The sequence below is a fragment of the Lentibacter sp. XHP0401 genome, from assembly GCF_025751535.1.
GTDB lineage: Bacteria > Pseudomonadota > Alphaproteobacteria > Rhodobacterales > Rhodobacteraceae > Lentibacter.
The window spans coordinates 463,970-489,310 of record NZ_JAOWLC010000001.1 but is presented as its reverse complement, the minus strand read 5'-3'; the positions used below and the strand labels follow the sequence as shown (position 1 = coordinate 489,310).

Below are 25,341 nucleotides of genomic sequence, written 5' to 3'. Positions count from 1 at the left end.
GTATTTCCGCAGCCATACGCCTTTCGCGCGGCAAACCCAAGCCCGACAATGTCGCAGCCCTTGCCAAGCCCGCAAGCGCGCCGCACTCTGTCCTCAAAGCACAGGAGCACGAAATGAGCGACAACACATATGATACCGGCCGCCTCAACCTTCCCTTCGTCGGCATTGCAACCTTCGCCAAGCGCCCCTACGCCCCCGACTGGAGCACGCTAAAGGCCGATGTCGCCGTGCTCGGCGCGCCTTTTGATGCAGGCACGCAGTATCGCTCTGGCGCGCGCTTTGGCCCCCGCGCCGTGCGCGAAGCCTCCACGCTCTTCTCCTTTGGTCACGCAGGCGCCTATGACCACGAGGATGATGTCACCTATCTGCCCGGTTCCGTGCGCATCGTTGACATGGGCGATGCCGATATCGTCCACACAGATACTGCCACAAGCCACGCCAATATCGAAACAGGCGTGCGCGCAGCACTGGCCGCAGGCGCGCTGCCTGTGGTCATCGGCGGCGATCACTCCGTCAACATCCCCTGCATCAACGCCTTTGACGGCCAAGGCGATATTTACATCCTCCAAATCGACGCCCACCTTGATTTTGTCGATGTCCGCCACGGCGTGCGCAACGGTCACGGCAACCCGATGCGCCGCGCCGCCGAGAAGCCCTATGTCACAGGACTCACCCAGGTCGGTATCCGCAATGTCAGTTCCACCACGCAGGAAGGCTATGAAGCTGCCCGCGCCATGGGCTCCGATATCCTCTCCGTCCGCCAGATGCGCGCGCTCGGCGCGGTGGAAACAGCCAAACGCATCCCGTCAGGCGCCCGCGTCTACATCACCCTTGATATCGACGCCTTCTGCCCCTCCATCGCGCCGGGCACAGGCACACCCAGCCACGGCGGCTTTCTCTACTACGAGGTGCTGGAACTCCTTCAACAGGTCGCCCAAGCTCACAAGATCGTCGGCATAGATCTCGTCGAAGTCGCCCCCGATTATGACCCGTCAGGCAGCACAAGCATCCTCGCCGCGCAGGTCTTGCTCAATCTCTTGGGGTTTGTCTTCCATGCGCGCGGATCCTAGGCACTCCAATCGCCTTGATTGACGCCCAAACAAGGTAAGACCTGGCCCGCTTCGAGCCGGCGATGGGCAGGTCTCAACCCCACGACACCAGCCCCAAAAGGCCAACGCTCGGTTTAATCCGCCGCAAACCATCGGGCTTGTGGTCTGATTCTGACGAAAACAGCAATTTTCCTTTGTTTCATGACAGGAAAATAATTCAGCACACAGCGAGACTTGGGCGAAACGTCGCCACCAAAACTGCCGCTGAGTTTGCGCCAGAACAACGTTTGCCCAATAATTGGGCAGTATGAAAACACCGATGAAACATGCCGCTTCCATAATTTTCAGCTGGGTTTTAGCTGTGGGCCTTACTCTGTATGGCCCTTTAGGTATGGCAGCAGCACAAACCTCCGGCGCATCGTTTACTATGGAAATTTGCGCAGACGGTTTCGCCGAAACAGTTCTCGTTGATTCCGGCGGAACCCCTGTAAATCCATCTCACGACTGTCAGGACTGCCTCGTTTGCAGCCATGCCATGGCAGGTACGCTGGATATCAACAGCGGCAAGCGCTTCACATTCAGCCAAATCACTTCCGCGGCTGACCTACCGGCTTTCGCCACGCCTTACATTCACACCTATAAAACCCGTCCAATGCCGCGTGGCCCCCCGCTGGGGCACGTAACACGACAGACAACATCAAACCTGTTCTCTTCCGATCAGGCATACGATGGCCAGAAAACATACGGCGACGGGCGACCACCACTCAAGGACGCCACCGCATGACAAACCTCCACCTCCTCCTTAAAGCTATGGTCTTTGCTGCGATGACGCTTCTTTGCGGGCTTCCGGCAGCGGCACAAACAGTTCTTTCCAAGCTCCTGCCCGATGTTGTCGCCAGCGAGCTTGTGGAGGGAGCCGACGCTTTTGGCGCGATCGACGAAAACATACCCGCAGTCGAGATCCTCAAAGCAGGAGAGCGCATTGGTTGGGCCTTTGTCACATCCGATTTTGTGTCCACCACAGGGTATTCGGGCAAGCCCATTCACACCATGGTTGCCGTTGATGATGCCGCCAAAGTCATCGGCGTTGATCTGGTGAAGCACTCCGAACCGATTGTTCTGATCGGCATTCCCGATTCCAAAATCAAAGCTTTGGTTGCTGGCTACACAGGGCTTGATCTGGTTGCCGAAGCCGACTCCGGCGGCACGGCGCATGAGCTTGATATCATTTCAGGCGCGACCGTGACAATCATGGTAATCGACGATTCAATCGTTCGTGCAGGCCTTAAAGTTGCCCGTCAGCTCGGGTTGGGCGGGCTTGCCGTTGAAGAAAAAGGCACAGGGCCGCAATACGAGATCAACCCCGATGCCGAGGCTGCGAGCGATTGGATGACACTTGAAGGCGATGGCACATTGCGCCGCCTTTCGCTAGATGTCGGGCAAGTCAACGAAGCCTTCGCAGCCATGGACGACGAGCGCGCCGCCAAACGCGCCCTGACCGAAGCACCGGAAACCACTTTCATCGAGATGCAGGCGGCTCTTGTCTCGCATCCCGCGATTGCAAAGGCCTTGCTTGGGGATGCTGTCGCCCAAAATCTGGATGACTGGCTGGAAGAAGGCGACCACGCAGTCGCTATTGTCGGGCGCGGGCTCTATTCCTTCAAAGGCTCGGGCTATGTGCGCGGCGGGATATTTGATCGTATCGTTCTGATCCAGCATGATGTGTCTGTTCGCTTCCGAGACCGCATGCACAAGCGTATCAACACGATTGTCGCCGAGGGGGCTCCGGCCTTCAACGAGGCGGATTTGTTCAAAATCCCTGCTGACAGCGGGTTTGACCCGACACAACCGTTCCGCATCCAGCTTCTGGTTCAGCGCGAGGTCGGCGCGATCGAGAAGGTCTTCACCACCTTTGATCTCGGCTACCAACTGCCGCCGCAATACATCCGCGCCATCGCACCAGCGCCTGCCCCTCAGGTTCCGGCTGCGGTCGAGCAGGTCACGGACCAGTCCGAGACAGACGCGCAGCAAGCGCTCTGGAAACGTATCTGGGAAAGCAAAACCACCGAGATCATCGTGCTGGGCGTGATGCTGACCGTGTTGACGGCGGTATTTTTCTTTCAGACATTCGCAACCCGCAACGAGCGCTGGTTCTTCTGGTTCCGCATGGGCTTCCTCACCTTCACGCTGATATATCTCGGCTGGTATGCCAATGCGCAGCTCTCGGTTGTCAACCTTATGGCGCTGTTCGGCTCGCTCGTGTCCGGCTTCAGCTGGCAGGCATTCCTGCTTGATCCGCTGACCTTTATCTTGTGGTTCTCCGTTGCCGCGGCGCTTCTGTTCTGGGGCCGCGGGGCCTATTGCGGCTGGCTCTGCCCGTTTGGTGCGCTTCAAGAGTTGCTCAACCGTATCGGCCGCGCATTGCACATTCCTCAATGGACACTTCCATGGGGCTTGCACGAGCGCCTGTGGCCGTTGAAATACATGATCTTCCTTGGCCTCTTCGGCGTATCTCTTTCGAGTATCGAACAAGCCGAACGTCTGGCCGAAGTCGAACCCTTCAAAACAGCGATCATTCTCAACTTCGTGCGCGCATGGCCGTTTGTGGCCTATGTTGCCGCGCTGTTGATTGCCGGTCTGTTTGTCGAGCGCTTCTTCTGCCGCTACCTCTGCCCGCTCGGAGCCGCTCTGGCGATCCCGGCACGCTTGCGCATGTTTGACTGGCTCAAACGCTACAAGGAATGCGGCAACCCCTGCCAAACCTGTGCGCACCAATGCCCCGTTCAGGCCATTCATCCGACAGGGGAAATCAATCCTAACGAGTGCATCAACTGCCTGCATTGTCAGGTGCTTTACCAGTCCGAAACGACCTGCCCGGTTGTGATCAAGAAAATGAAACGCCGTGCCAAAGATGCCGCCGGCCCGGATCTGACACGTTTCGTCGGGCACCCAAACCAACAACAAACACCACCAAACCTCAGAAAGGACTAAACATGTCTGAAGGAAAGAGACTGCCAATTTCACGCAGAAGCCTGCTCGGGGCCACCGCAGGTGGCGCAGCACTTGCAGGCGCATTCGGCTCGCGCGCAATGCTGACAGGGTCCGCCGCTGTCGGCGCAGCGACCCTTGCCGGCGCAACAAGCGCGCGTGCAGCTGCTGGCGCAGAAGTGGCACCGGGCCAGCTCGATGAGTTCTACGGCTTCTGGTCATCAGGCCAGTGCGGCGAGATGCGTATTCTCGGCATCCCGTCAATGCGCGAACTGATGCGTGTTCCGGTGTTCAACATCTGCTCGGCCACCGGCTGGGGGATCACCAACGAATCCAAGAAAATCCTCACCGAAGGCCTCACGGAAAAGACCAAAGCGCAGCTTGCGGCCAACGGCCACCAGTTCCCACCAAACGGTGACTTGCACCACCCGCATATGTCCTTCACCGAAGGCAAATATGACGGGCGCTACCTGTTCATGAATGACAAGGCCAACACACGCGTGGCGCGGGTGCGCTGTGACGTGATGAAATGCGACAAGATCATCGAGATCCCCAACGCCAAGGCGATCCACGGTCTACGCCCCCAACGCTGGCCACGCACCAACTACATCTTCTGTAACGGTGAAGACGAAGTGCCAATGGTCAACGACGGAAAGATCCTCGATGAGCCTGAAAACTATGTAAACTTCTATACCGCTGTTGATGCCGACGAAATGAAAGTGGCGTGGCAGGTGATGGTTTCGGGCAACCTCGACAACACCGATTGCGACTACGACGGAAAATACGCCTTCTCGACATCGTATAACTCGGAAATGGGCATGACGCTTGCGGATATGACCGAAGCCGACATGGACCACGTGGTTGTTTTCAACATCAAAGAGATCGAAGCCGGTATCGAAGCAGGTGATTACCAGGAGCTGAACGGTGTGAAGGTTCTGGACGGACGTAAAGGACAAAACAAGAAATACACCCGCTACATCCCGATCCCCAACAACCCCCACGGCTGCAACATGGCGCCCGACAAGATCCACCTCTGCATCGCGGGCAAACTGTCGCCCACCGTTTCGGTGATCGACGTGCGCAAACTTGATGCCGTATTCGATGAGGATGCCGATCCGCGCAGCGTTGTTGTGGCCGAGCCCGAGCTGGGCCTTGGACCACTTCACACCTGCTTTGACGGCACAGGCCGCGCCTATACCACGCTTTTCCTCGACAGCCAGGTTGTTGTTTGGGACATTGCGAAAGCGATCCAGCTTTATAACGGCGAGGATGTCGACCCCATCATTACCAAAGAGGATGTGCACTACCAGCCCGGCCACAACTCAACCGTTATGGGCGAGACCTTGGAAGCGTCATCTAAATACTATCTGACGATGAACAAGTTCTCCAAAGACCGATATCTCAATGTCGGACCGTTGAAGCCTGAAAACGAGCAGTTGTTCGCAATCGACGGTGACAAACTGACACTCATTCATGATGGCCCGACCTTTGCCGAACCGCATGACGCGATCATCGTTGACCCCTCAAAGGTCAATCCGAAATCTGTCTGGGACCGTCAGGATCCGATGTGGGCAGATGCACGCAAGCAGGCCGAGGCGGATGGTGTTGATCTGGACGACTGGCAAGACACTGTCATTCGCGACGGCAACAAAGTGCGCGTTTACATGTCAAGTCAGGCACCGAACTTTGCGCTGGAAACCTTCACCGTAAAACAGGGCGACGAAGTGACCGTTTATGTCACCAACCTTGATGACATCGACGACCTGACACACGGCTTCACAATGGGCAACCACGGTGTTGCTATGGAAATTGCGCCACAAGCGACGTCTTCAGTCACGTTTGTTGCGGCCACTCCGGGTGTGTTCTGGTATTACTGCCAGTGGTTCTGCCACGCGCTGCACATGGAAATGCGCGGCCGTATGTTTGTTGAACCGAAGGACGCCTGAACATGCTGCGCCCCCTAACAATTTTGCTTGTTGCTCTCGCGGCCCTGCCCCTTTGGGCGGCAGAGCTGCGTGTGCCGCCCGCATCAGGGGGCCTTGCCCAAGCCATCGCCGGGGCTGCCCCCGGCGATGTGCTCATTCTCGAAGCGGGGCGCTACGACGGCCCCGTCATCATTGACCGCCCCCTGACACTGACTGGCCCGCCCGGAGCCATCATTGATGGCTTGGGGCAAGGCACCGTCGTCACCATCGACGCCGCAGATGTCACTGTGAAAGGCCTTACCATCACAGGTTCGGGCCTGAGCAGTCAGGACCTGGACGCTGGCGTGAAGATCCTGAAAAAAGCCGACCGCGCGCTTGTTGAAGGCAACCGCCTGCTCGGCAATCTGCACGGCGTTGATGTGCACGGCGGGCTTGATGCCGTGGTGCGCGGCAACACAATCGAAGGCACGCAAAACCCGCGTATGAATGACCGTGGCAACGGCATCTATGTCTGGAATTCTCCGGGAGCTATTGTCGAGGGAAACTCGGTGCGCTGGGGCCGCGACGGCATTTTCTCCAACGCCTCACGCCACGGAACCTACCGCAACAACCTGTTCCGCGATCTGCGCTTTGCTGTGCACTACATGTATACCAACAACTCCGAAGTCTCGGGGAATGTCTCCATCGGCAACCATCTCGGCTATGCGATTATGTTTTCAAACCGTGTGATTTTGAAAGACAATCTCAGCCTGTCAGATGGCAGTCACGGAGTAATGCTCAACTTCGCCAACAACGCCGATGTCTCGGGCAACCTCGTGCGCGGCGGGGCCGACCGCTGCACCTTTATCTACAACGCCCACAAGAACATTCTCAGCAACAACCGCTTTGAAGGCTGCAACATCGGCATCCATTTCACCGCAGGCTCCGAACGCAATGTGCTCACCGGCAACGCCTTCATCGGCAACCGCACCCAAGTGAAATACGTCGGCACGCGTGACATCGAGTGGAGTTTTGAGGGCCGTGGCAACTATTGGTCCGACCATCCGGGCTTTGACCTTGGCGGTGACGGTATCGCCGACAGCCCGTTTCGCCCCAATGATCTGATGGACCATATCCTCTGGTCACAGCCTGCCGCATCCTTGCTCACAGGCGCCCCTGCCGTGCAACTCATTCGCTGGGCGCAATCGAGCTTCCCCGCAACACTCCCCGGTGGGGTTGTCGACAGCGCACCGCTCATGGCAGCGCCCGTTGTGCCCGTCCCATCCGAATACACCGCATTGGAGGCCGAAGCCGCCGCCAAGCGCAATGAAAGACAAATAGATGACTTCGACATTAACGATCTCTCATCTCACTAAGGCATTTGGCGGGGTCAAAGCCCTGACAGATGTTTCACTGCGCGTCGCTCCCGGCGAGCGGGTGGCCCTGCTCGGCCATAACGGCGCGGGCAAGTCGACGCTGATGAAGGTCATTCTTGGCCTGATCACAGCGGATAGCGGCGAGATTTCCGTCTGTGGCGCAGCCCCCGGCAACGCTGCGGCACGCGCGCATGTGGCCTATCTGCCCGAAAATGCGGCCTTTCACTCTGCCCTCACAGGGCTTGAGCAGATCACCTACTACATGCGCCTGCGCAACGAGCCTGTCTCCGGCGCGATGGAGCTGCTTGACCGTGTCGGCCTTGCCCACGCCGCCAAGCGCCGCATCGGCACATACTCCAAAGGCATGCGCCAGCGTGTCGGCCTAGCCCAGGCCCTTATAGGACAACCGCGCCTTCTGGTGCTCGACGAGCCCACCAGCGGGCTTGATCCTGTCTCGCGTCGCGACTTTTACGAACTGCTCGATGGTCTGGCGGCAGATGGCGCGGCGATCCTGCTGTCGAGTCACGCTCTGACAGAGGTCGAGGCCCGCACCGATCAGCTGCTCATCCTGTCTGGCGGAAAGATGGTTGCGGAAGGCACATTGCCCGAGCTCAGGCGCGAAGCCGCCCTGCCCGTTTCCATGCAACTCCACGCTCTCAACCGATATGACACCGATATTATGGCCGCACTGCCTGATGCGATCCGCGTCAATGGCGCGTTGAACCTCACATGCTCGCAAGACGAAAAACTGGCCACCCTCGCCCGCATCTCGTCCCTTAAAGCCAAGCTCGCCGATGTCGAAGTCATTCCGCCGAGTCTGGAAGACATCTACAGCCATTTCAGCCGGAGGGACGGCCAATGATCGCACGCATCCTCGCCACTGCATCCACAGAAGTTCACATCGCACGGCGCAACCGCTGGGTGCTGATCGCCGTTCTGCTGATGGTGATTTTTTCACTGGTCTTGTCCGCAGCAGGCTCCGCTCCGACAGGCGCGCTCGGTGCTGACCGCCTCTCTGTTGTAGTGGCGTCACTCACCTCTCTCTCGGTTTACCTTGTGCCTCTGGTCGCCCTGCTCATGTCGTTTGATGCCGTCGCAGGCGAGGTCGAGCGCGGCACCTTGCCCTTGCTGCTCACCTATCCTGTTGCCCGATGGGAAGTTCTTGCAGGCAAGCTCGTGGCACATACGGCCATTCTGATTGTTGCAATCGCGGCCGGCTACGGAGCAGCCGCCCTCGTCACCATAATCGCCGATCCCGCCGCCGTATCGGGGCTTGCGGCCCTCTGGCGGCTGACGTGGACATCTGTCCTGCTTGGCGCAACCTTCTTGGGCATAGGCTACGCGCTGTCCTCAATGGCGCGCCGCGTTTCGGGCGCGGCGGGCTTGGCCATCGGCCTGTGGCTCGGCCTCGTCGTGCTCTACGATCTGGGCCTGCTCGCAGCCGTTGTGGCCGACGATGGCGGCGCGTTCACCACAAAGGTTTTCCCGCTGGCCTTGCTGGCAAACCCCGCTGACGCTTTCCGCCTGTTCAACCTGACGGCTTCACAAGCGACGCAGGTCGCCGCAGGGGTTGGTGGCGCAGCGAATGCCATTCCACAATGGCAATCCCTGCTCTCTATCGCAGCTTGGCCGCTCGTTTCCCTCGCCTTGGCCGCACTGGTCTTCCGGAAGGTCGAGCCATGAAACACTTTTTGCTCATATGTGCGCTTCTGGCGCTGGCCGCCTGCAAGGAAGAGGCCAAGCAAGACACCTCGGCCGTGCCGCTCAATGCCGACGCAGTGGGGCACTACTGCCAGATGAACCTGCTTGAGCACGCTGGCCCCAAAGCGCAGGCCCACCTTGCAGGTCTGCCTGCGGCGCCGCTGTTCTTCAGTCAGGTGCGTGACGCAATCGCCTATATGCGGATGCCCGAGCAAAGCCATGCCATCCTGACAATCTGGGTGAACGACATGGGCGCTCAAGGCGCCACATGGGATGCACCGGGGGCTGACAACTGGATCACCGCCGAAGAGGCTGTCTATGTTGTCGGCTCAAGTGTCGTTGGCGGCATGGGCGCGCCCGAAATTGTCCCGTTTTCTAACCGTGTAAAAGCCCGCGAATTTGCCGCTGAAAATGGCGGCAATCTCATGCGCTTGTCCGATATTCCTGATAGTACCGTTCTGGCCCCCGTGGCCTTGGACGGCGAAGAAACCGATAGCGATTTTGAAGATCGCCTGCGCGCGCTTTCGCGCGAGAATAGAGGGTAGAACCATGACCACAAGACGCCGCTTTCTAACCATCAGCGCCGCTGCCATCGCCTTTCCCAAGGTCACGCAGGCCGAGGCTCTCTATACTTGGACGGGCACAGCCCTAGGCGCAGGCGCAACCCTGCGGCTGGCCCATCCTGATGCCAAGGCCATCAGCGCCCGCGTTGCGGCCGAAATCTCGCGGCTGGAAGATATCTTCAGCCTCTACCGCAAAGACAGCGCTCTTTCACAGCTCAACCGCAGCGGTGCGCTACAATCGGCCCCGTTCGAACTTCTGGAATGCCTGTCACTAGCAGGTGCGGTTCACACCGCAAGCGAAGGTCGTTTTGACCCGACAATCCAGCCGCTCTGGGCCGCCTATGCCGAAGCCTTCGCCAACGGCACTTCGCCTGACGAAAGCACCCTGAACACCGCCCGCGCTCTGACGGGGTGGAACAAAATCAGCTTTGACAGCGACGCAATCACACTGCGCCCCGATATGGCGCTGACTCTGAATGGCATCGCGCAGGGTTACATTGCCGACCGCGTGGCGGATATGCTCGAAGCGGAGGGCCTCGCCAACATCCTGATTGATACAGGCGAGTTCCGCGCGCTCGGCACGCAACCCAATGGCAATGCCTGGCCCGTCAAGCTTTCAGCTGGGGGCGAAGTGCCCTTGGCAACACGCGCCCTAGCCACCTCTGCTCCGCTCGGAACGACATTTGATCAAGCCTCAACCGTCGGTCACATTCTTGATCCGCGCTCAGGCACTCCGACACCTGCGAACTGGCGGGAAATTTCGGTCTCTGCACAATCGGCGGCTCTCGCCGATGCGCTGTCCACATCGGCATGTTTGTTCACGACACGCGAAGAGATCACAGCTTGCCTGTCCCGTTTCAAAGGCACCCGCCTCGAAGCAAGCCACAGATTATAGAAGACCAACCTGCCCCGGGCACCGAACGCCTCGTTACCTAATTTTGCGTTAACAGAACCCCGATTCACACGGTGCACGGGGGGTGCACGCATCGTGCACGCATATCACCCCCCTGGAATCAGCGCAGTTTCCCCCCGTTAACCAGACGGAACGGTGCCCCTCCTAACCCGTCGATTTTTTGGTGCTCAAAAGCAGCGAAGTTTCCGATGTTGCCACGCCATCAAGCTTCCTGATCCGCGCCAGAACATCGTCAAAAGCCTCAAGGCTGTCAGTGCCTATTTCCGCAATCACGTCCCAGCGTCCATTGGTGCTGTGCACGCCCCGCACTGCCGGAAATCCTGCCAGTTGCCGCAGGATTCTCTCTGTCCCGCGTCCTTCGATTCCGATCATCATAAGCCCCCTCACAGGGTCGGCCAGACGGTCCTCGCGCAAGACCACAGAGTAGCCGAGAATAACCCCTCGCGCCTCCAGCCGCGCAATCCGCGCGCGCACTGTTGCCCGCGTCACCCCGAGCGCCCCGGCAAGGTCCGAATGAGAGGCCCGCGCATCCTGCCGAAGGGCAGACACAAGCTTTTGATCCAGATCATCCATATTGTTAACTCTATATGCCCATTTAGATCAAACTACCCTCAATATGTGCATTTTGAAAGCTATATCCTTCCTCAATTCGCACATAACCTGCCGCAAAATTGGCTAAGCAAGGACGGAAGAATATGCGTGATATTATCCTCATTGGCGCCCCGATGGACTCAGGCAAGCGCCGCAAAGGCTGCCTCATGGGCCCCGATTCCTACCGCACCGCAGGGCTCACAGAGGCCCTCACGGGGCTTGGTTATCGCGTCCGCGACTGGGGCAATATGGCCCCCGCCGAACACGCCGCTGACGACCCTGAGGCACACATCTACAAACACCACGAAACAGTGGGTTGGACAAACCGCCTCTGGCGCACGGGTAAGGAAGCCATGGCCAAGGGACTCCCGATTTTTCTGGGGGGGGATCACGCTCTCTCGCTCGGTTCCGTGGGCGGCGTCAATGCCTACGCTGCCATGCAAGGTCAGCCGCAGTTTTTGCTCTGGCTGGATGCCCACACAGACTACCACACACCCGAAACCACAGGTTCAGGCAATCTGCACGGCACCCCCATCGGCTATGTCACTGGCAGACAAGGATTTAATGGCTTCCCAAAGGTTGAACGCCCTATCCCGCAAGAGAATGTTTGCATTTTGGGCCTAAGGTCGGTCGATCCCGCCGAACGCGAGGCCATGCAACAAACAAAAATTCACGCCTACGACATGCGCATGATCGACGAATCCGGCATCGCGGCCCCCCTTTCAGAGTTCCTGGCAAAAGTTGCGAAGGCAAAAGGCGCGTTGCACGTGAGCCTTGACGTCGACTTTCTCGACCCGATGATCGCACCCGCTGTCGGCACAACCGTTCCGGGAGGTGCCACCATGCGCGAGGCGCATCTGGTGATGGAAATGATCTGCGATAGCGGGCTGATGACCTCGCTTGATCTGGTCGAGCTCAACCCTTTCCTCGACGAGCGCGGCCGCACAGCAAAAGTCATGGTCGATCTTGCGGCTTCTGCCCTCGGACGGCGCGTATTTGATCGCCCAACACGCTCTTTTTCTTAAAGGTTACAATATGATAACGCCATCTTCTAAAGCTTACGTCCCCTTCGTATCCGTGGCCAACATGATGAAACTGGTGCATCATATCGGTTTGGAAAACATGCTGCGCGGCCTCGCCGACGAGATCGAAAACGACTTCAAACGCTGGGAACTCTTTGACAAAACTCCCCGCGTCGCGAGCCACTCCGATGTCGGCGTAATAGAGTTGATGCCCACCTCTGATGGTGAGGCTTACGGCTTCAAATACGTAAATGGACACCCAAAAAACACCTCGGAAGGCCTGCAAACCGTAACGGCCTTCGGGCTTCTGGCCGATGTCTACACGGGCTACCCGACCCTCCTCAGCGAGATGACCATGCTCACGGCACTGCGCACCGCCGCAACCTCGGCTATGGCCGCCAAACACCTTGCCCCGAAGGGCGCAAAAACCATGGCCATGATCGGGAATGGCGCACAATCCGAGTTCCAGACCCTTGCCATGAAAGCCATCATCGGGCTTGAGGCTGTGCGCCTCTACGATGTCGACCCCGCCGCAACCGAGAAGGCCGCACGCAACCTTGAGGGCATGGGCGTAAAGGTGACCAAATGCAAAAGTGCCGAAGAAAGTATGGAAGGCGCCGAAATCATCACAACCTGCACTGCCGACAAGCAATGCGCGACGATCCTCACCGACAATATGATTGGCACAGGCGTCCATATCAACGCCATCGGCGGTGACTGCCCTGGCAAGACAGAACTGGCCGAAGCAATCCTGCATCGCTCTGATATATTTGTAGAATTCCCGCCCCAGACACGCGTTGAAGGCGAGATTCAACAGCTTTCGGAAGATCATCCCGTTACCGAACTCTGGGAAGTTATCTCAGGGGCCGCCAGAGGCCGTGTGAGCGACAAGCAGATCACTCTGTTTGACTCTGTCGGCTTTGCCATCGAAGATTTTTCAGCCCTGCGCTACGTTCGCGAGCACATCAAAGGAACCGCCTTTTATCAAGACCTCGACATGCTCGCCGATCCGGATGATCCGCGTGATCTCTTCGGGATGCTCAAGCGCGCTGATACCTGAAAAAAGGCCCCGAAACAAAAGCTTCGGAGCCTTTCTCAAAGTGGATAAGCTGATATTCACGCGCATTCGGGCTTGTTTGGGGTCAAACCCGAATGCGCTGGCACACCTTAGCCGCCTTTGTTCATCATGCCACCTTCTTCGGCTGCGATAATCTCGTCTGCGTCCAGCAGCCCGTCGTCATTGATATCCATTGCGGAGAAGCTCTCGGCTGTCACATCCGGAAATACAGCCTGCACTTCGTCGATGGTCACCATACCATCGCCATTGGCATCAATCGCTGCGAAAGTATCCGCATGGGCCAGCATTGGTGTCAGAGCGGTTGCAAGAGCAGCAAGCGTGAGTGATGTCTTTTTCATGGGTCTATCCTTTTGGTTTGGCTTGTTTTTTTAATCTCTGGAAAGCTCAACCTTCCGATTTCATCATGCCCGCGTTTTCAGCAGCTTTGATTTCTTCGTCATCCAGTGAGCCATCACTGTTTGCATCCATCACGGCGAAATCTTCAGCCGTAACATCGGCCCAGATTGCCTGCACCTCTTCCAGAGAGAGAACACCGTCGCCGTTTGCATCGACTTCGACTGCATTGTCGCTCATCGCGAGAGCCGGTGACATGGCCGTAGCCAGAGTTGCGATCGTGAGTGCGAATTTATTCATTGGTCGTCCTCCTTTTAAGGAAGGCGTGTTTGCCTTCGAGGCCGAGATAAACTCCCAATTAACATTTGGAACAGCGCCAAGGTAAAAGCCCCCGAGAACACGCCGAAAGCTGCCGGATCGGGCATTTTCACAAGCGCGAGTTGGCTCAGCAAAAAACTGCACATAGATTTGAGCCATTTGGCGCGCACCGGATTTGCCCGTTTGGCAAACCGGCGCTTATGACAAGACAATTAGCTTCGTGGCGCTTCAAAGCCGCCGATCCGAGCAAGCAGAGAAACGATCTCGGCGACACCCTCCCGCGCACGCAGCGAGGCAAACACAAAGGGGCGGTCAGAGCGCATCTTTGTCGCGTCACGCTCCATCACCTCAAGAGAGGCACCAACATAAGGTGCCAGGTCAGTCTTATTGATGATAAGGATATCGGACTTCGTGATAGCCGGGCCGCCCTTACGCGGAATCTCTTCACCTGCGGCCACATCAATCACATAGAGGGTCACATCTGCCAGTTCGGGGCTGAAAGTTGCAGACAGATTGTCGCCTCCACTTTCAATCAGAATAATTTCAACATCGGGATGACGCGCGACCATCTCTGCCACAGCAGCAAGATTGATCGACGCATCCTCGCGGATGGCCGTGTGCGGGCAGCCTCCTGTTTCTACACCGATGATACGGTCTTGTGGCAAGACCTGTAGTCGCATCAGCGCTTCTGCATCTTCCTGCGTGTAGATATCATTGGTGATCACGCCGATCGAATATGCCTCGCGCAGAGCTTCGCAGAGCGCAGCCGTCAGCGTGGTTTTACCTGCCCCGACAGGGCCGCCAATACCAACACGAAGGGGGCCGTTCATCTGGGTCATGTTCGAAAAATCCTTGAATACTGGGTTTCGTGTTTCATTGAGGCTATATCTGACAAGAAAGCCGAGGCGGCGAGGTCATCCAAGCTGCGCTCAACAGCTTTGCTTGCAGTGTCCGACAGGAGCGGCATTAGAGTGTTGATGAGGCGCTGGCCCTCTGTCTGACCAAGTGGCACAAGCCGCATTGCAGCGGCGGCAAGGTTGCTGACAAAGCTATGCAGATAGAATTTGGCAGTAAGCGCAAGCGGCAGACGTTGCAGCTGCGCGGCACGCCCCACTGCAACGGGATACACCAGATTTTTCAGATCATGCTGCCAGATATCAGAAACTGCCGTACAGAACGCCACCCCCTGAAGGTCTGCCTCCTTGGCCCTTTCGCGGGAGGCCGCAAAGGCACGGCAGGTGGCATCCACCTCACTCAGTTCATCAGGGTGCACCGCCTTATAGGCAGTCGCAAGAAACAGGCAATCGTTCCAGCCTGCTCCGTGCTCGATCACACTGGCGATCCAGTCTAGCGCCGCATGTGCGTCCAAGACCTCACCTATGTCGACTGCCCATTCAAGCCCGTGCGAATATGCAAACGATCCCACGGGAAAGGCCGGTGAGAACCACTGTGACAAGGTCAGGATAGCGCGATCAGTGGGCATGGCTGTGGGTCCGGCCATGCCCATAAGCGCCGCCTTCCGGTGTGAACGGCTCGATAACTTCGCGCACCTTGGCCCCGATTTTATCAAGCATATCGCTGATCACATGATCCCGCTGTATCAACAGCCGCGTCGCCTCGATCTGACAGGGCGTGTGGCGGTTGCCGACATGCCACGCGATGCGCACAAGGTCTTCTCCCGTCACCTCCAGTAGCTCCTCGGGCGCTGCCACAACCCCAATTTCGCGGCCGTCCTCCAACACCAGCACCCCGCCATGACCCAGCGAGGTGGTTTTTGCCAGATCGACAAGCAACGCCTGTCCGTCATCTGTGCTCAAAACTTTACGCCGTAAAAAACGCGCTTCGTAATCAAGGGAAACGCGCGCAAACGCGGGTGCATGGGCATGGTCATGATAGGCGCGGGCAATCAGTTTTGGCTGGGTCATCTTGGTCTCTTTACTGTCGTTCATATGTTTCAGAACAGGAAGTAGCGTTGCGCCATCGGCAGCACTTCTGCTGGCTGGCAGGTCAACAACTCGCCATCTGCGCGCACTTCATATGTTTCGGGGTTCACCTCTATAAAGGGCGTCGCGTTGTTGTGAATGAGATCGGATTTCCCGATGTCACGGGTGTTGCGCACCGCCACCGTCTGCTTGGCCAGCCCCAGTGAAGCGCCTATCCCTGCGTCCTGCGCGGCCACGCTGACAAAACACACCGCAGAGCTTTCAACGGAGCGGCCGTAAGCGCCAAACATCGGGCGCGAGTAAACGGGCTGAGGTGTCGGTATAGACGCGTTCGGATCCCCCATCTGCGCCATAACAATGCTACCGCCCAGAAGAACCATCTCGGGCTTCACGCCGAAGAACGCGGGGTTCCAGAGCACAAGGTCGGCGCGCTTGTCTTCACTGATCGAGCCGATTTCATGGCTTATACCATGCGCAATAGCGGGATTGATCGTGTACTTTGCAATATAGCGGCGAACGCGGAAATTGTCATTCTCACCCGTCTCTTCCGCCAACCGCCCGCGTTGCTTTTTCATTTTGTCGGCAGTTTGCCAGGTTCTGATAAGCACCTCACCAACACGCCCCATCGCCTGACTGTCTGACGCGATGATCGAAAACGCGCCCATGTCATGGAGGATGTCCTCGGCAGCAATCGTCTCCCGGCGGATACGGCTTTCTGCAAAGGCAACATCCTCGGGGATTGATTTATCGAGGTGATGACACACCATCAGCATATCAAGGTGCTCTTCAAGCGTGTTCACTGTAAAAGGGCGTGTAGGATTAGTAGACGATGGCAGCACATGTTCTTCGCCACAAATGCGGATGATATCAGGCGCGTGCCCGCCACCCGCACCTTCGGTGTGAAAGGCGTGGATCGTGCGGCCCTTCATGGCGGCGACAGTATTTTCAACAAAGCCGCTTTCATTGAGCGTGTCAGTGTGAATCATCACCTGAACGTCCCAATCATCTGCAACAGACAGGCAGCAGTCGATCGCAGCAGGAGTTGTGCCCCAATCCTCGTGTAGCTTTAGCGCACACGCGCCACCAAGAATTTGCTCTTCAAGCGCCTCTGGGCGTGAGGCATTGCCCTTACCCGAAAAAGCGAGGTTCATCGGAAAAGCATCCGCCGCCTGCAGCATACGCCCGATGTGCCAGGGCCCGGGCGTGCAAGTGGTTGCAAGTGTGCCATGTGCGGGGCCGGTGCCTCCGCCGAGCATGGTTGTCAGCCCTGAGTGAAGTGCATCTTCGATCTGTTGGGGGCAAATGAAATGAATGTGGCTATCAAAGCCGCCCGCTGTCAGGATGCGCCCCTCGCCAGCGATGACCTCGGTTCCCGGACCCACTATGATATCAACACCCGGTTGGGTATCCGGGTTGCCTGCCTTGCCGATTTTGGCAATGCGCCCGTCTTTCAGGCCGACATCGGCCTTAAAGATACCCGAATGATCTACGATCAACGCATTGGTGATAACGGTGTCCACCGCTCCAGCGGCACGTGTGATCTGGCTTTGGCCCATACCATCGCGGATCACCTTACCGCCCCCGAATTTGACTTCTTCACCGTAGCGCAAGGCGTTAGCGCCCCCCGCACGCTCGGCGGTCAGATCTCGCTCGACCTCTATAATCAGATCAGTGTCTGCCAGTCTGAGTTTGTCGCCTGTCGTGGGGCCAAACATCGCGGCATAATCGGCACGTGCAATCTTTGCGGGCATCACTGCCTCCCTGATTTTATATCTCCGGTGGCTCAGTCGAGCGCGCCCATGACTTTTTGGTTGAACCCGTAGACTTTGCGCGCACCGCCGAAGGGAATAAGTGAAACTTCGCGGCGCTGCCCCGGCTCAAACCGTACGGCTGTGCCAGAGGCGATGTCCAAGCGCTTGCCGCGCGCTGCATCACGCTCAAACTCAAGTGCCGAGTTGGTTTCGGCAAAATGGTAATGGCTCCCGACCTGCACGGGGCGATCGCCCGTATTGGCCACCATAAGAATGGTTACCTCGGCCCCTTCATTGAGGACCAATTCACCCTCACCAACGAAAAGCTCACCCGGAATCATTTGCGGCGTGCCATGGCCAAAGCTGTGCCAACCGCAACAACAACTGCCCCCGCAAGTGACAGCAAAATCCACGAAGGATCAGAGCCGTGCGGATGGCTATGCGTGCCGACATGAGCCCAAACAGGGTTTGCGGCGAGCACGGTAAGAGTGATGAGAATGTATTTCATTTCGGTTTTCCTCTAGCGGATTGGATTATGGACGGTGACAAGCTTTGTTCCGTCCGGAAAAGTTGCTTCAACCTGAACCTCGGGGATCATCTCGGGAATGCCCTCCATGCATTGGCTGGCTGTAATAACTTCAGCTCCCGCTTCCATCATCTCGGCGACACTGCGCCCATCCCGGGCGCCTTCAACAACAGCATCCGTGATAAGCGCGATTGCTTCGGGAAAGTTGAGCTTTACGCCGCGCGCCAACCGTTTTCTGGCAACCTCCGCTGCTATGGCAATGAGCAGCTTGTCCTTTTCTCTCGGGGTCAGATTCATGTCATATTATCCAGCATCTAGGGAGGTCGCCGCCGTGCAAGCGGGTCAGAACAGGGATCAAGGTTTGCCGCAGTTCGAAACTGTCTTCTGCCAACACACGCACCACCAGAACATCATCGAAGAGAAGACTTGCCCCCGCCGTCTCGGGCAGAATCGCACGAATGCTTGCCAGATGCGCCGTGGCATCATTCGCAACATAAACAAGAGAGGCCATCGCACCTGCACCATTGGCGATAAACTTACTCGCAAGATGTTCACATAATTGCCCACCCAGTTTGAGCGCATCAAGATAAAGAGGCTTCCCTGCTCGGCGGATTTCAATCCGGTCTTTGAAGAAAACTCCTGACAGCTTTTCGCCCATCGCGGCGCGCCCGAACACCAAAGGCTCAACCACCAAGGCCGATGCCCCGGCTTGCAGCTCAATCAGTAACTGGCGCTCCAGCGAGCTTCCGTTGAACAAAAGGGTTTCCTGTGGCAGCCAGTTAATCCGCGCACCACGCCCAACGTGCAGACGATTGTTCATTTTGGCGGTTTCACCTGGCTGTGCCCGATAGGCGCGTTCAAATGCTTGTGTGCTCACTGTCAATTTGGATTCTGCACCGACATCCGCCGTAAAAGAGAACCTGTCGCCGCCAGTTACGCCGCCCGCAGTATTGAGCAAAATAGCCTCAAAAGCCTTGTTGGCAACACGTGGAAACAAACACTTGAATGAGCCGGACTGGTGCAGCCGGGCGAGTTTTGTATCACCATCAAGTTTCTTGGTGGCGATATCCACTCTGCCATTGGCTCTTGGTTGCCCAGAGCGACCTATTTGGGAGGGTATTTTGATGAGCGAATTAATTCTGAAATCTCCAGCTGCCTGAGCCCTCAGTTTTTTTTGGAGGACAGGGCTATTGGCTGCCACCAGATTGTCGGTTGCGAAGCCTCGAGACAGCAAGGAGCGCCCATATTTTATGCAAATATCGGCAGTCAGATGAAATAATACACGCCCTATGAGCAAATCCTTGAAGCCATCAAAGTGGCATATGCAGCTCTTTTGGTGATGGGAGCGCACAAGCATGAGTTAGCAAAACGCCTACAAGGGCCAAACTCGGCCCGGGTTTCACGAAATGCGCCTTGCTTCGTGCTTGTTGTTTGAGAATAGACGTTTCATGTTGGGTCAGTTTCAAAGCAAGGATCGTATGTGCAGCACGCTGCAGTTTGCTTTGAGTTGAAGCGATGGCCTCCAGAATGTCTATCGACACACATCCCTGTCTCAAACACTCCTAACAAAACCCTGAGAAAAAAATGGGGGGCCGCTTGGACCCCCCTTCAAGTTTCGCCGTTCAGGCTCACTTATATTCACCGCTCGTAGTTTTATGCCTGCGGCCTGAACGCGTTCAGGGGCGAGCGCACCCGCCCCGTGACTGCTAATTTCTTATGAACAACCAGATGTGGCTCCACATGTGTTGCACTTCATGCATGTGCCGTTGCGCACCAATGTGTAGTTGCCGCAATCGCCACAAGCTTCGCCCTCGTAGCCCTGCATCTTGGCTTTCGTGCGCTCGTCCATGCTCAGCGCTGTTGTGCTTGTCGTCGTGGACAGTGACTCGCTCATAACGATTGTCGCTGCTGAAGCTGTCTTGGCTGTTTCAGGCACAAGCGTGTTCAGCGCGCTCACAGGATCACCAGAGGCCATCGACATGCCGCCGAAGCTTTGGCCGCCTTGCAGCACCACAAGCTCCTGAGGCAGACGCTTGCGCAAATAACCGGTCGAACTGATCTGCTTGAGCACTTCCAACGAGCGCGACGCGGATGTTTCGCTCATCTCCTGAATATTGCTCACACCCTCTTCTTCGCCACGGCCAAGGTCATCAAAGCTTGCGCCTTCGGGCTTCACATGGGCCAGATCTGTGCGGTCAAGGTAGCTCACGGCCAACTCGCGGAAGATGTAATCAAGGATCGACGTAGCATTCTTGATGCTGTCGTTGCCCTGAACCATGCCAGCAGGCTCAAATTTGGTGAAGGTGAAGGCATCGACAAACTCTTCGAGCGGCACACCATACTGAAGGCCGACAGACACCGCGATGGCGAAGTTGTTCATCATCGCACGGAAGCCAGCGCCCTCTTTGTGCATATCGATGAAGATTTCACCAAGCGCGCCGTCCTGATACTCGCCAGTGCGCAGGTAAACCTTGTGACCACCCACAACAGCTTTTTGAGTATAGCCCTTGCGACGCTCGGGCATCTTTTCGCGGTGAGATTTAACGATCTCTTTTACGATGATCTTCTCGACGATCTTCTCGGCCAAAACGGCAGCTTTTTCCTGCGAGGACCCTGTTTCGAGGATTTCGAGTGCTTCGTCGTCATCTTCGACCAGAGCCGAGGCCAATGGTTGGCTCAGCTTTGAGCCGTCACGGTAAAGCGCGTTGGCTTTGACGCCGAGGCTCCATGAGAGCTCATAAGCTTTCTGGCAGTCTTCAATCGTTGCATCATTGGGCATATTGATCGTTTTGGAGATCGCGCCCGAGATAAAGCTTTGGGCCGCTGCCATCATATAGATATGCGCATTTGTCGAAAGATAACGCTTACCGCGCTTGCCGCATGGGTTGGCACAATCAAACACGTTGTAGTGCTTTTCGGCCAAGTGTGGCGCACCTTCCAGCGTCATGGTCCCGCAGACGTGGTCGTTGGCCGCATCAATATCGGCACGCGCATAACCAAGGTGCTTGAGCAAGTCGAATGTCGGATCATTGAGCTTCGCCGCAGGAATGCCAAGCGTGCCTGTGCAGAAAGCTTCACCAAGTGTCCATTGGTTAAAGACAAAGCGGATATCAAAGGCTGTGCCAAGAGCGTTTTCAACCTTGTCGATCTCTGCTTGGCCAAAGCCATGGCCGATAAGCGACGTATGGTTAATGCCTGGTGCGTTGCCGAGTGTGCCGTGGCCGACAGCGTAAGAAACGATTTCTTCGATCTGCGCACTCCCATAGCCAAGCTTTTCAAGCGCGGCAGGAACAGACTGGTTGATGATCTTGAAGTAACCACCGCCCGCAAGCTTTTTGAACTTAACAAGCGCGAAATCGGGCTCGATGCCTGTGGTATCGCAATCCATCACAAGGCCGATCGTGCCTGTCGGCGCAATAACTGACACCTGCGCGTTGCGGTAACCGTGCTTTTCGCCCAGTTTGAGAGCTTCATCCCAGACAGCCATCGCCAGATCAACCAGCTGGCCGTCAGGGCAGCTTGCAAGATCAAGCGGAACAGGTTTGATCTCGAGGTTCTCGTAGCCTTCGGTCGCGCCATAAGCGGCATTGCGGTGGTTACGAATAACACGGAGCATGTGCTCACGGTTGCGTTCATAGCCTGCAAAAGCCCCAAGCTCGCCCGCCATTTCGGCAGATGTCGCATAAGACACGCCGGTCATTATTGCTGTGAGAGCTGCACCGATCGCGCGACCTTCATCGCTGTCATAGCCGAGTCCGAGGTTCATCAGAAGGCCACCAATGTTGGCATAGCCAAGGCCCAATGTGCGGAAGTCATACGAGCGTTGCGCAATTTCTTTTGACGGAAACTGCGCCATCGTCACCGAGATTTCGAGCGTCACTGTCCACAGGCGAGTGGCGTGCATGTAGTCTTCAGCTTGGAACTTTCCATCCTTGAGGAAGGTCAACAGATTCATAGAAGCAAGGTTGCAGGCCGTGTCATCTAGGAACATGTATTCCGAACACGGGTTGGAGCCGCGGATCTCGCCATCTTCAGGGCAAGTGTGCCACTCATTGACTGTGTCGTGGAACTGGATACCAGGATCAGCACAGGCCCATGCGGCGTGTCCCACATCTTCCCAAAGTGCACGTGCCTTGATGGTTTTCGCTACCGAGCCATCTGTGCGGCGGATCAACTCCCAATCGGCATCGTCTTTGACGGCTTTGAGGTAGGCGTTTGTCACGCGGATCGAGTTGTTGGAATTTTGGCCCGAGACTGAAGCGTAGGCTTCAGAATCCCAATCTGTGTCATAAGTCGGAAACTCGATCGAGCCAAAACCCTGCTTTGCATAGTCAAGCACGCGCTTGACGTATGTTTCAGGAATGTGAACTTTCTTCGCGCCACGAATAGCCGTTTTGAGCTGTTCGTTTTTCTTGGGATCGACCGAATCCTCGGTTGAACCGTCCCATGTTCGAATGGCTGCGAAAATCTCGTTGAGCTTTTCTTCGTGTAGCTTTGATCCAGCGACAATAGAAGCAACCTTTTGCTCCTCTTTCACCTTCCAGTTAATGTATTCTTCGATATCGGGATGGTCCGCATCGACAATGACCATCTTGGCCGCGCGGCGTGTTGTGCCACCCGATTTAATAGCACCAGCCGCGCGGTCACCGATCTTTAGGAACCCCATGAGGCCAGATGATTTGCCGCCGCCCGAGAGGGCTTCGTTTGAGGCGCGCAGGTGTGAAAAATTAGTGCCCGTGCCGGAGCCATACTTGAACAGACGCGCTTCACGCACCCAGAGGTCCATGATACCGCCATCACCGACCAAATCATCTTTGACAGATTGGATGAAGCACGCGTGTGGCTGCGGGTGCTCGTAGGCAGAGGCAGATTTGGTCAGCTCGCCGGATTGGTAATCCACATAGTAGTGGCCCTGCCCTGGCCCGTCGATACCATAGGCCCAGTGCAGGCCGGTGTTGAACCACTGAGGAGAGTTTGGTGCGGCACGCTGTGTAGCCAGCATGTAGCGCATTTCATCATAATAGGCGCTCGCGTCTTCTTCTGTTGTGAAATAGCCGCCTTTCCAGCCCCAATAAGCCCAAGCGCCCGCAAGGCGGTCAAATACTTGCTTGGCGGAAATCTCGCCGGTCTTCTCTGTTGCGTCGGAGGCTGGAACCGAGCGCCAGAGAAATTCTGGGACGTCTTTTTCCTTCACCTTTTTCATCGTGGTGGGAACGCCGGCTTTGCGGAAATATTTCTGGGCAATCACATCCGATGCAACTTGGCTCCACTTCTTTGGAACTTCAACGTTGTCGAGCTTGAACACAGTCGTGCCGTCAGGATTGCGAATTTCGGAGGTCGTCGTCACAAACTCTATGCCTGCGTATGCGTCTTTACCTGCCTCAGTAAACTTTCTCTCAATTTTCATTGCTCTGCCTTGCCCTCTAGCCATTTGATCCAAATTCCCGAACAGTTGCCCACTCAAGTGGACCAACCTCTCTGTTGAGCCAGCTTAATCTGACAAGAACACAAGGTCTCCGTTTACGCAGATACACCTCTACGCAGCCTTACCACGACGCCTAAAGCGCTATGCTTGTGACCTAAACCTGTCCCCGCCCGACTGATGACCTCTATATGTTGTGGTCTTTCATCCGGCTGACACTATCTGGCGTATTTAGACACGACAGGTCAACGGAAACTTTTTGTTAATTTGTCCAAATTTCTGTTGACGATAGTGACCTAACGGTTTGCCTGGTCACCCATGATGATTCATCCCCCGATCAACGCAGGCAAAGGCTTGGCAAACCAAACGATCACAAAGTCGCGAAACTCTTTTCTTTTGACAGGCTTACGACAAAACGCTCAAAAAAGAGGCTTTTTGGGGGCACATTTTATACATGGCAGTGGATAAAATATGAGCCCCTATAAAAAAATGTCGTGGGTAGAAGAATGTCACACATTCTTTACAGTCTTCTGGGCCAATATCCGTTTTTTTACCACAAGTCGATCCGACAAGCCGAAGTCTGGCCACAAACGATTCTATGGGCTTCGAGTTCGCAAACTCTCCCCAACACTCCCCTCTATTGGGATCACATTGAAAACCGCTTCAAACACGCACAAGCAAGCTGCCGCATAAATGCGGAGCTTACTTTTACGATGTAGTAAGATGGTCGGGACGGTAAGATTCGAACTTACGACCCCCTGTACCCAAAACAGGTGCGCTACCAGGCTGCGCTACGCCCCGGACCGAGCGCTTCTATAAGCGGCATCCGCTAGGCTTGTAAATACGGAATCAAGAAGAAAATCTCAGCCAACCGTTTTTTTCGCGCCAAGCCGTTCTTCGAGAGCGCCTGCAATGGATTCTGCGCGCGCGGCAAGCTCTGCCATACTGTCTGACAAAGATACCGGAACCACGGGCACTTCGATGCGCTCTGGCGTTGGCGCGGGCATGGTGCTGAGCCGTGCTATTTCATTCTCAAGTTCTGCAATGCGTGCGTCGCGCGATTTTAGCTTGTCTTCGACACCTGCTGTTTTGTCTGCAAGCATCAACCCGGCCATAAGCAACATTCGTGGCTCGGGCAGCCTCCCAATCTGGCTGGTAAGTGTACTGGCTTCTGCATCCAGCATCGCAGCCGCACTATGTAGGTAGTGCTCTTCGCCTTCCTGACAGGCCACTTCAAAAACCCGTCCACCGATCTCTATCTTTATCTCTGGCATCAGACGCCCTCCTCAATCGTGGGCAACTGCCCGTTAAGGGCCAAACCGATTGTATCGGCAATTGCGGCGGCTTCGGCCTTGTCGACAGCCCGTGCCGCGCGCAAGCCCTCAAGCTCGGCCAGCATCGCTTTATTGATCAGATGGGGCTCGCCTACACCCTTTTCGTTTGCTTCACGCAATGCGGAGTTGGAGCTGCGCAACTGTTCGTTGGCTGCACGCATTCTCTGCATTTCCATATCGAGCTTTGCGGTCGCCATACGCTGTGCTTCGAGTTCGGCTTCCAGTGTCTCCCGCGCGTCTTCATATTTCTCACGCAATTTTTTGTTACGCTCTTCAAACTGGGCGCTGACAAGTTTCTCTTCTTCCAGCGCTGATTTCAGCTTAGCGACCTCTTCAGGATCAGTACCAGCGCCATCCATAGCCTCCGTCGAGCGCCCAATTCGGTCCAGAGCTGCCGTAATGCGACGCTCAAGCTCTTCAATCTCACTCATCTGCACATCCTCAATACTTATGCCTGTTGCAGGTCACGCTTCGCATTCGCGAATCAAACCGCCACTATGCCGAGTGGCTTATTAAAAAGTTTAGGCCA

Annotated in this window: 26 protein-coding genes and 1 tRNA gene; 12 read left to right on the top strand and 15 right to left on the bottom strand. The window is 56.4% G+C overall.

Going from position 1 to position 25,341, the window contains the following annotated elements; all coding sequences use genetic code 11:
- The first annotated feature begins 113 nt into the window (after positions 1 to 113).
- From speB to OE750_RS02500, 9 genes are all read left to right on the top strand, one after another.
- A complete protein-coding gene (gene speB, locus OE750_RS02540; protein WP_263761020.1) occupies positions 114 to 1,070 on the top strand; it encodes an agmatinase in 957 nt (318 codons plus the stop codon).
- A 286-nt stretch (positions 1,071 to 1,356) separates the two neighbouring features.
- A complete protein-coding gene (locus OE750_RS02535) occupies positions 1,357 to 1,833 on the top strand; it encodes a hypothetical protein (protein ID WP_263761018.1) in 477 nt (158 codons plus the stop codon).
- The gene (locus OE750_RS02530; RefSeq protein ID WP_263761016.1) at positions 1,830 to 4,040 is read left to right on the top strand and encodes a NosR/NirI family protein; all 2,211 of its coding nucleotides are present in this window, start codon (positions 1,830 to 1,832) and stop codon (positions 4,038 to 4,040) included. The genes OE750_RS02535 and OE750_RS02530 overlap by 4 nt, the downstream gene beginning before the upstream one ends.
- A gap of 2 nt (positions 4,041 to 4,042) precedes the next feature.
- The gene (gene nosZ, locus OE750_RS02525; RefSeq protein ID WP_263761014.1) at positions 4,043 to 5,983 is read left to right on the top strand and encodes a TAT-dependent nitrous-oxide reductase; all 1,941 of its coding nucleotides are present in this window, start codon (positions 4,043 to 4,045) and stop codon (positions 5,981 to 5,983) included.
- 2 nt (positions 5,984 to 5,985) lie between these two features.
- Positions 5,986 to 7,317, top strand: a complete 1,332-nt coding sequence (locus OE750_RS02520) for a nitrous oxide reductase family maturation protein NosD (RefSeq protein WP_263761012.1) — start codon at positions 5,986 to 5,988, stop codon at positions 7,315 to 7,317.
- Complete coding sequence (locus OE750_RS02515; RefSeq protein WP_263761010.1) at positions 7,283 to 8,179, top strand: ABC transporter ATP-binding protein; 897 nt, start codon at positions 7,283 to 7,285, stop codon at positions 8,177 to 8,179. The genes OE750_RS02520 and OE750_RS02515 overlap by 35 nt, the downstream gene beginning before the upstream one ends.
- Positions 8,176 to 9,000: an ABC transporter permease gene (locus OE750_RS02510; protein WP_263761008.1), complete on the top strand. Its 825-nt coding sequence runs from the start codon at positions 8,176 to 8,178 to the stop codon at positions 8,998 to 9,000. Before OE750_RS02515 ends, OE750_RS02510 begins: the two co-directional genes overlap by 4 nt.
- Positions 8,997 to 9,563 carry a nitrous oxide reductase accessory protein NosL gene (locus OE750_RS02505; protein ID WP_263761006.1) on the top strand — a complete coding sequence of 189 codons (567 nt, stop codon included), beginning with the start codon at positions 8,997 to 8,999 and terminating at the stop codon, positions 9,561 to 9,563. The genes OE750_RS02510 and OE750_RS02505 overlap by 4 nt, the downstream gene beginning before the upstream one ends.
- A 4-nt stretch (positions 9,564 to 9,567) precedes the next feature.
- Complete coding sequence (locus OE750_RS02500) at positions 9,568 to 10,476, top strand: FAD:protein FMN transferase (protein ID WP_263761004.1); 909 nt, start codon at positions 9,568 to 9,570, stop codon at positions 10,474 to 10,476.
- A gap of 162 nt (positions 10,477 to 10,638) precedes the next feature.
- On the opposite strand, the gene OE750_RS02495 is transcribed toward OE750_RS02500, so the two are convergent.
- Entirely contained in the window at positions 10,639 to 11,067 is a 429-nt protein-coding gene (locus OE750_RS02495) for an Lrp/AsnC family transcriptional regulator (protein WP_263761002.1), read from the bottom strand.
- A gap of 122 nt (positions 11,068 to 11,189) precedes the next feature.
- Between OE750_RS02495 and rocF the strand changes: the two genes are divergently transcribed.
- Both rocF and OE750_RS02485 read left to right on the top strand, forming a co-directional pair.
- Positions 11,190 to 12,110 carry an arginase gene (rocF, locus tag OE750_RS02490; protein ID WP_263761000.1) on the top strand — a complete coding sequence of 307 codons (921 nt, stop codon included), beginning with the start codon at positions 11,190 to 11,192 and terminating at the stop codon, positions 12,108 to 12,110.
- 10 nt (positions 12,111 to 12,120) lie between these two features.
- Complete coding sequence (locus OE750_RS02485; RefSeq protein WP_263760997.1) at positions 12,121 to 13,167, top strand: ornithine cyclodeaminase; 1,047 nt, start codon at positions 12,121 to 12,123, stop codon at positions 13,165 to 13,167.
- Between the two features lie 107 nt (positions 13,168 to 13,274).
- Here the strand turns inward: OE750_RS02485 and OE750_RS02480 are convergent, their stop codons facing one another.
- The 10 genes from OE750_RS02480 to OE750_RS02435 form a co-directional block, all read right to left on the bottom strand.
- Positions 13,275 to 13,523, bottom strand: a complete 249-nt coding sequence (locus OE750_RS02480) for a hypothetical protein (protein ID WP_263760995.1) — start codon at positions 13,521 to 13,523, stop codon at positions 13,275 to 13,277.
- A gap of 46 nt (positions 13,524 to 13,569) precedes the next feature.
- The gene (locus OE750_RS02475; RefSeq protein ID WP_263760993.1) at positions 13,570 to 13,818 is read right to left on the bottom strand and encodes an EF-hand domain-containing protein; all 249 of its coding nucleotides are present in this window, start codon (positions 13,816 to 13,818) and stop codon (positions 13,570 to 13,572) included.
- 230 nt (positions 13,819 to 14,048) lie between these two features.
- Positions 14,049 to 14,675 carry an urease accessory protein UreG gene (gene ureG, locus OE750_RS02470; protein ID WP_263760991.1) on the bottom strand — a complete coding sequence of 209 codons (627 nt, stop codon included), beginning with the start codon at positions 14,673 to 14,675 and terminating at the stop codon, positions 14,049 to 14,051.
- Entirely contained in the window at positions 14,672 to 15,337 is a 666-nt protein-coding gene (locus OE750_RS02465) for an urease accessory protein UreF (RefSeq protein WP_412176188.1), read from the bottom strand. Before OE750_RS02465 ends, ureG begins: the two co-directional genes overlap by 4 nt.
- Positions 15,309 to 15,761, bottom strand: a complete 453-nt coding sequence (gene ureE, locus OE750_RS02460) for an urease accessory protein UreE (protein WP_263760987.1) — start codon at positions 15,759 to 15,761, stop codon at positions 15,309 to 15,311. The genes OE750_RS02465 and ureE overlap by 29 nt, the downstream gene beginning before the upstream one ends.
- 29 nt (positions 15,762 to 15,790) lie before the next feature.
- Positions 15,791 to 17,530, bottom strand: a complete 1,740-nt coding sequence (ureC, locus tag OE750_RS02455) for an urease subunit alpha (protein WP_263760984.1) — start codon at positions 17,528 to 17,530, stop codon at positions 15,791 to 15,793.
- 32 nt (positions 17,531 to 17,562) lie between these two features.
- Positions 17,563 to 17,871 (bottom strand): urease subunit beta, encoded by a 309-nt coding sequence (locus tag OE750_RS02450; RefSeq protein WP_263760982.1) that lies wholly within the window; start codon positions 17,869 to 17,871, stop codon positions 17,563 to 17,565.
- A complete protein-coding gene (locus OE750_RS02445; RefSeq protein WP_263760978.1) occupies positions 17,868 to 18,038 on the bottom strand; it encodes a peptidase M23 in 171 nt (56 codons plus the stop codon). The genes OE750_RS02450 and OE750_RS02445 overlap by 4 nt, the downstream gene beginning before the upstream one ends.
- 12 nt (positions 18,039 to 18,050) lie before the next feature.
- A complete protein-coding gene (locus OE750_RS02440; RefSeq protein WP_263760976.1) occupies positions 18,051 to 18,353 on the bottom strand; it encodes an urease subunit gamma in 303 nt (100 codons plus the stop codon).
- A gap of 1 nt (position 18,354) precedes the next feature.
- The gene (locus OE750_RS02435; protein ID WP_263760974.1) at positions 18,355 to 19,413 is read right to left on the bottom strand and encodes an urease accessory protein UreD; all 1,059 of its coding nucleotides are present in this window, start codon (positions 19,411 to 19,413) and stop codon (positions 18,355 to 18,357) included.
- On the opposite strand from OE750_RS02435, the gene OE750_RS02430 reads away from it, so the two are divergent.
- Positions 19,396 to 19,491: a hypothetical protein gene (locus OE750_RS02430; protein ID WP_263761206.1), complete on the top strand. Its 96-nt coding sequence runs from the start codon at positions 19,396 to 19,398 to the stop codon at positions 19,489 to 19,491. The two genes, OE750_RS02435 and OE750_RS02430, sit on opposite strands and share 18 nt — an antisense overlap.
- Positions 19,492 to 19,770: 279 nt before the next feature.
- On the opposite strand, the gene OE750_RS02425 is transcribed toward OE750_RS02430, so the two are convergent.
- From OE750_RS02425 to OE750_RS02410, 4 genes are all read right to left on the bottom strand, one after another.
- The gene (locus OE750_RS02425) at positions 19,771 to 23,463 is read right to left on the bottom strand and encodes a vitamin B12-dependent ribonucleotide reductase (protein ID WP_263760972.1); all 3,693 of its coding nucleotides are present in this window, start codon (positions 23,461 to 23,463) and stop codon (positions 19,771 to 19,773) included.
- Between the two features lie 739 nt (positions 23,464 to 24,202).
- A tRNA-Pro gene (locus OE750_RS02420) sits at positions 24,203 to 24,279 on the bottom strand.
- Positions 24,280 to 24,341: 62 nt separating this feature from the next.
- Positions 24,342 to 24,752, bottom strand: coding sequence for a cell division protein ZapA (gene zapA, locus OE750_RS02415; RefSeq protein WP_263760970.1), 411 nt, complete (start codon positions 24,750 to 24,752; stop codon positions 24,342 to 24,344).
- A complete protein-coding gene (locus OE750_RS02410; RefSeq protein ID WP_263760968.1) occupies positions 24,752 to 25,243 on the bottom strand; it encodes a hypothetical protein in 492 nt (163 codons plus the stop codon). Before OE750_RS02410 ends, zapA begins: the two co-directional genes overlap by 1 nt.
- Between the last annotated feature and the right edge of the window lie 98 nt (positions 25,244 to 25,341).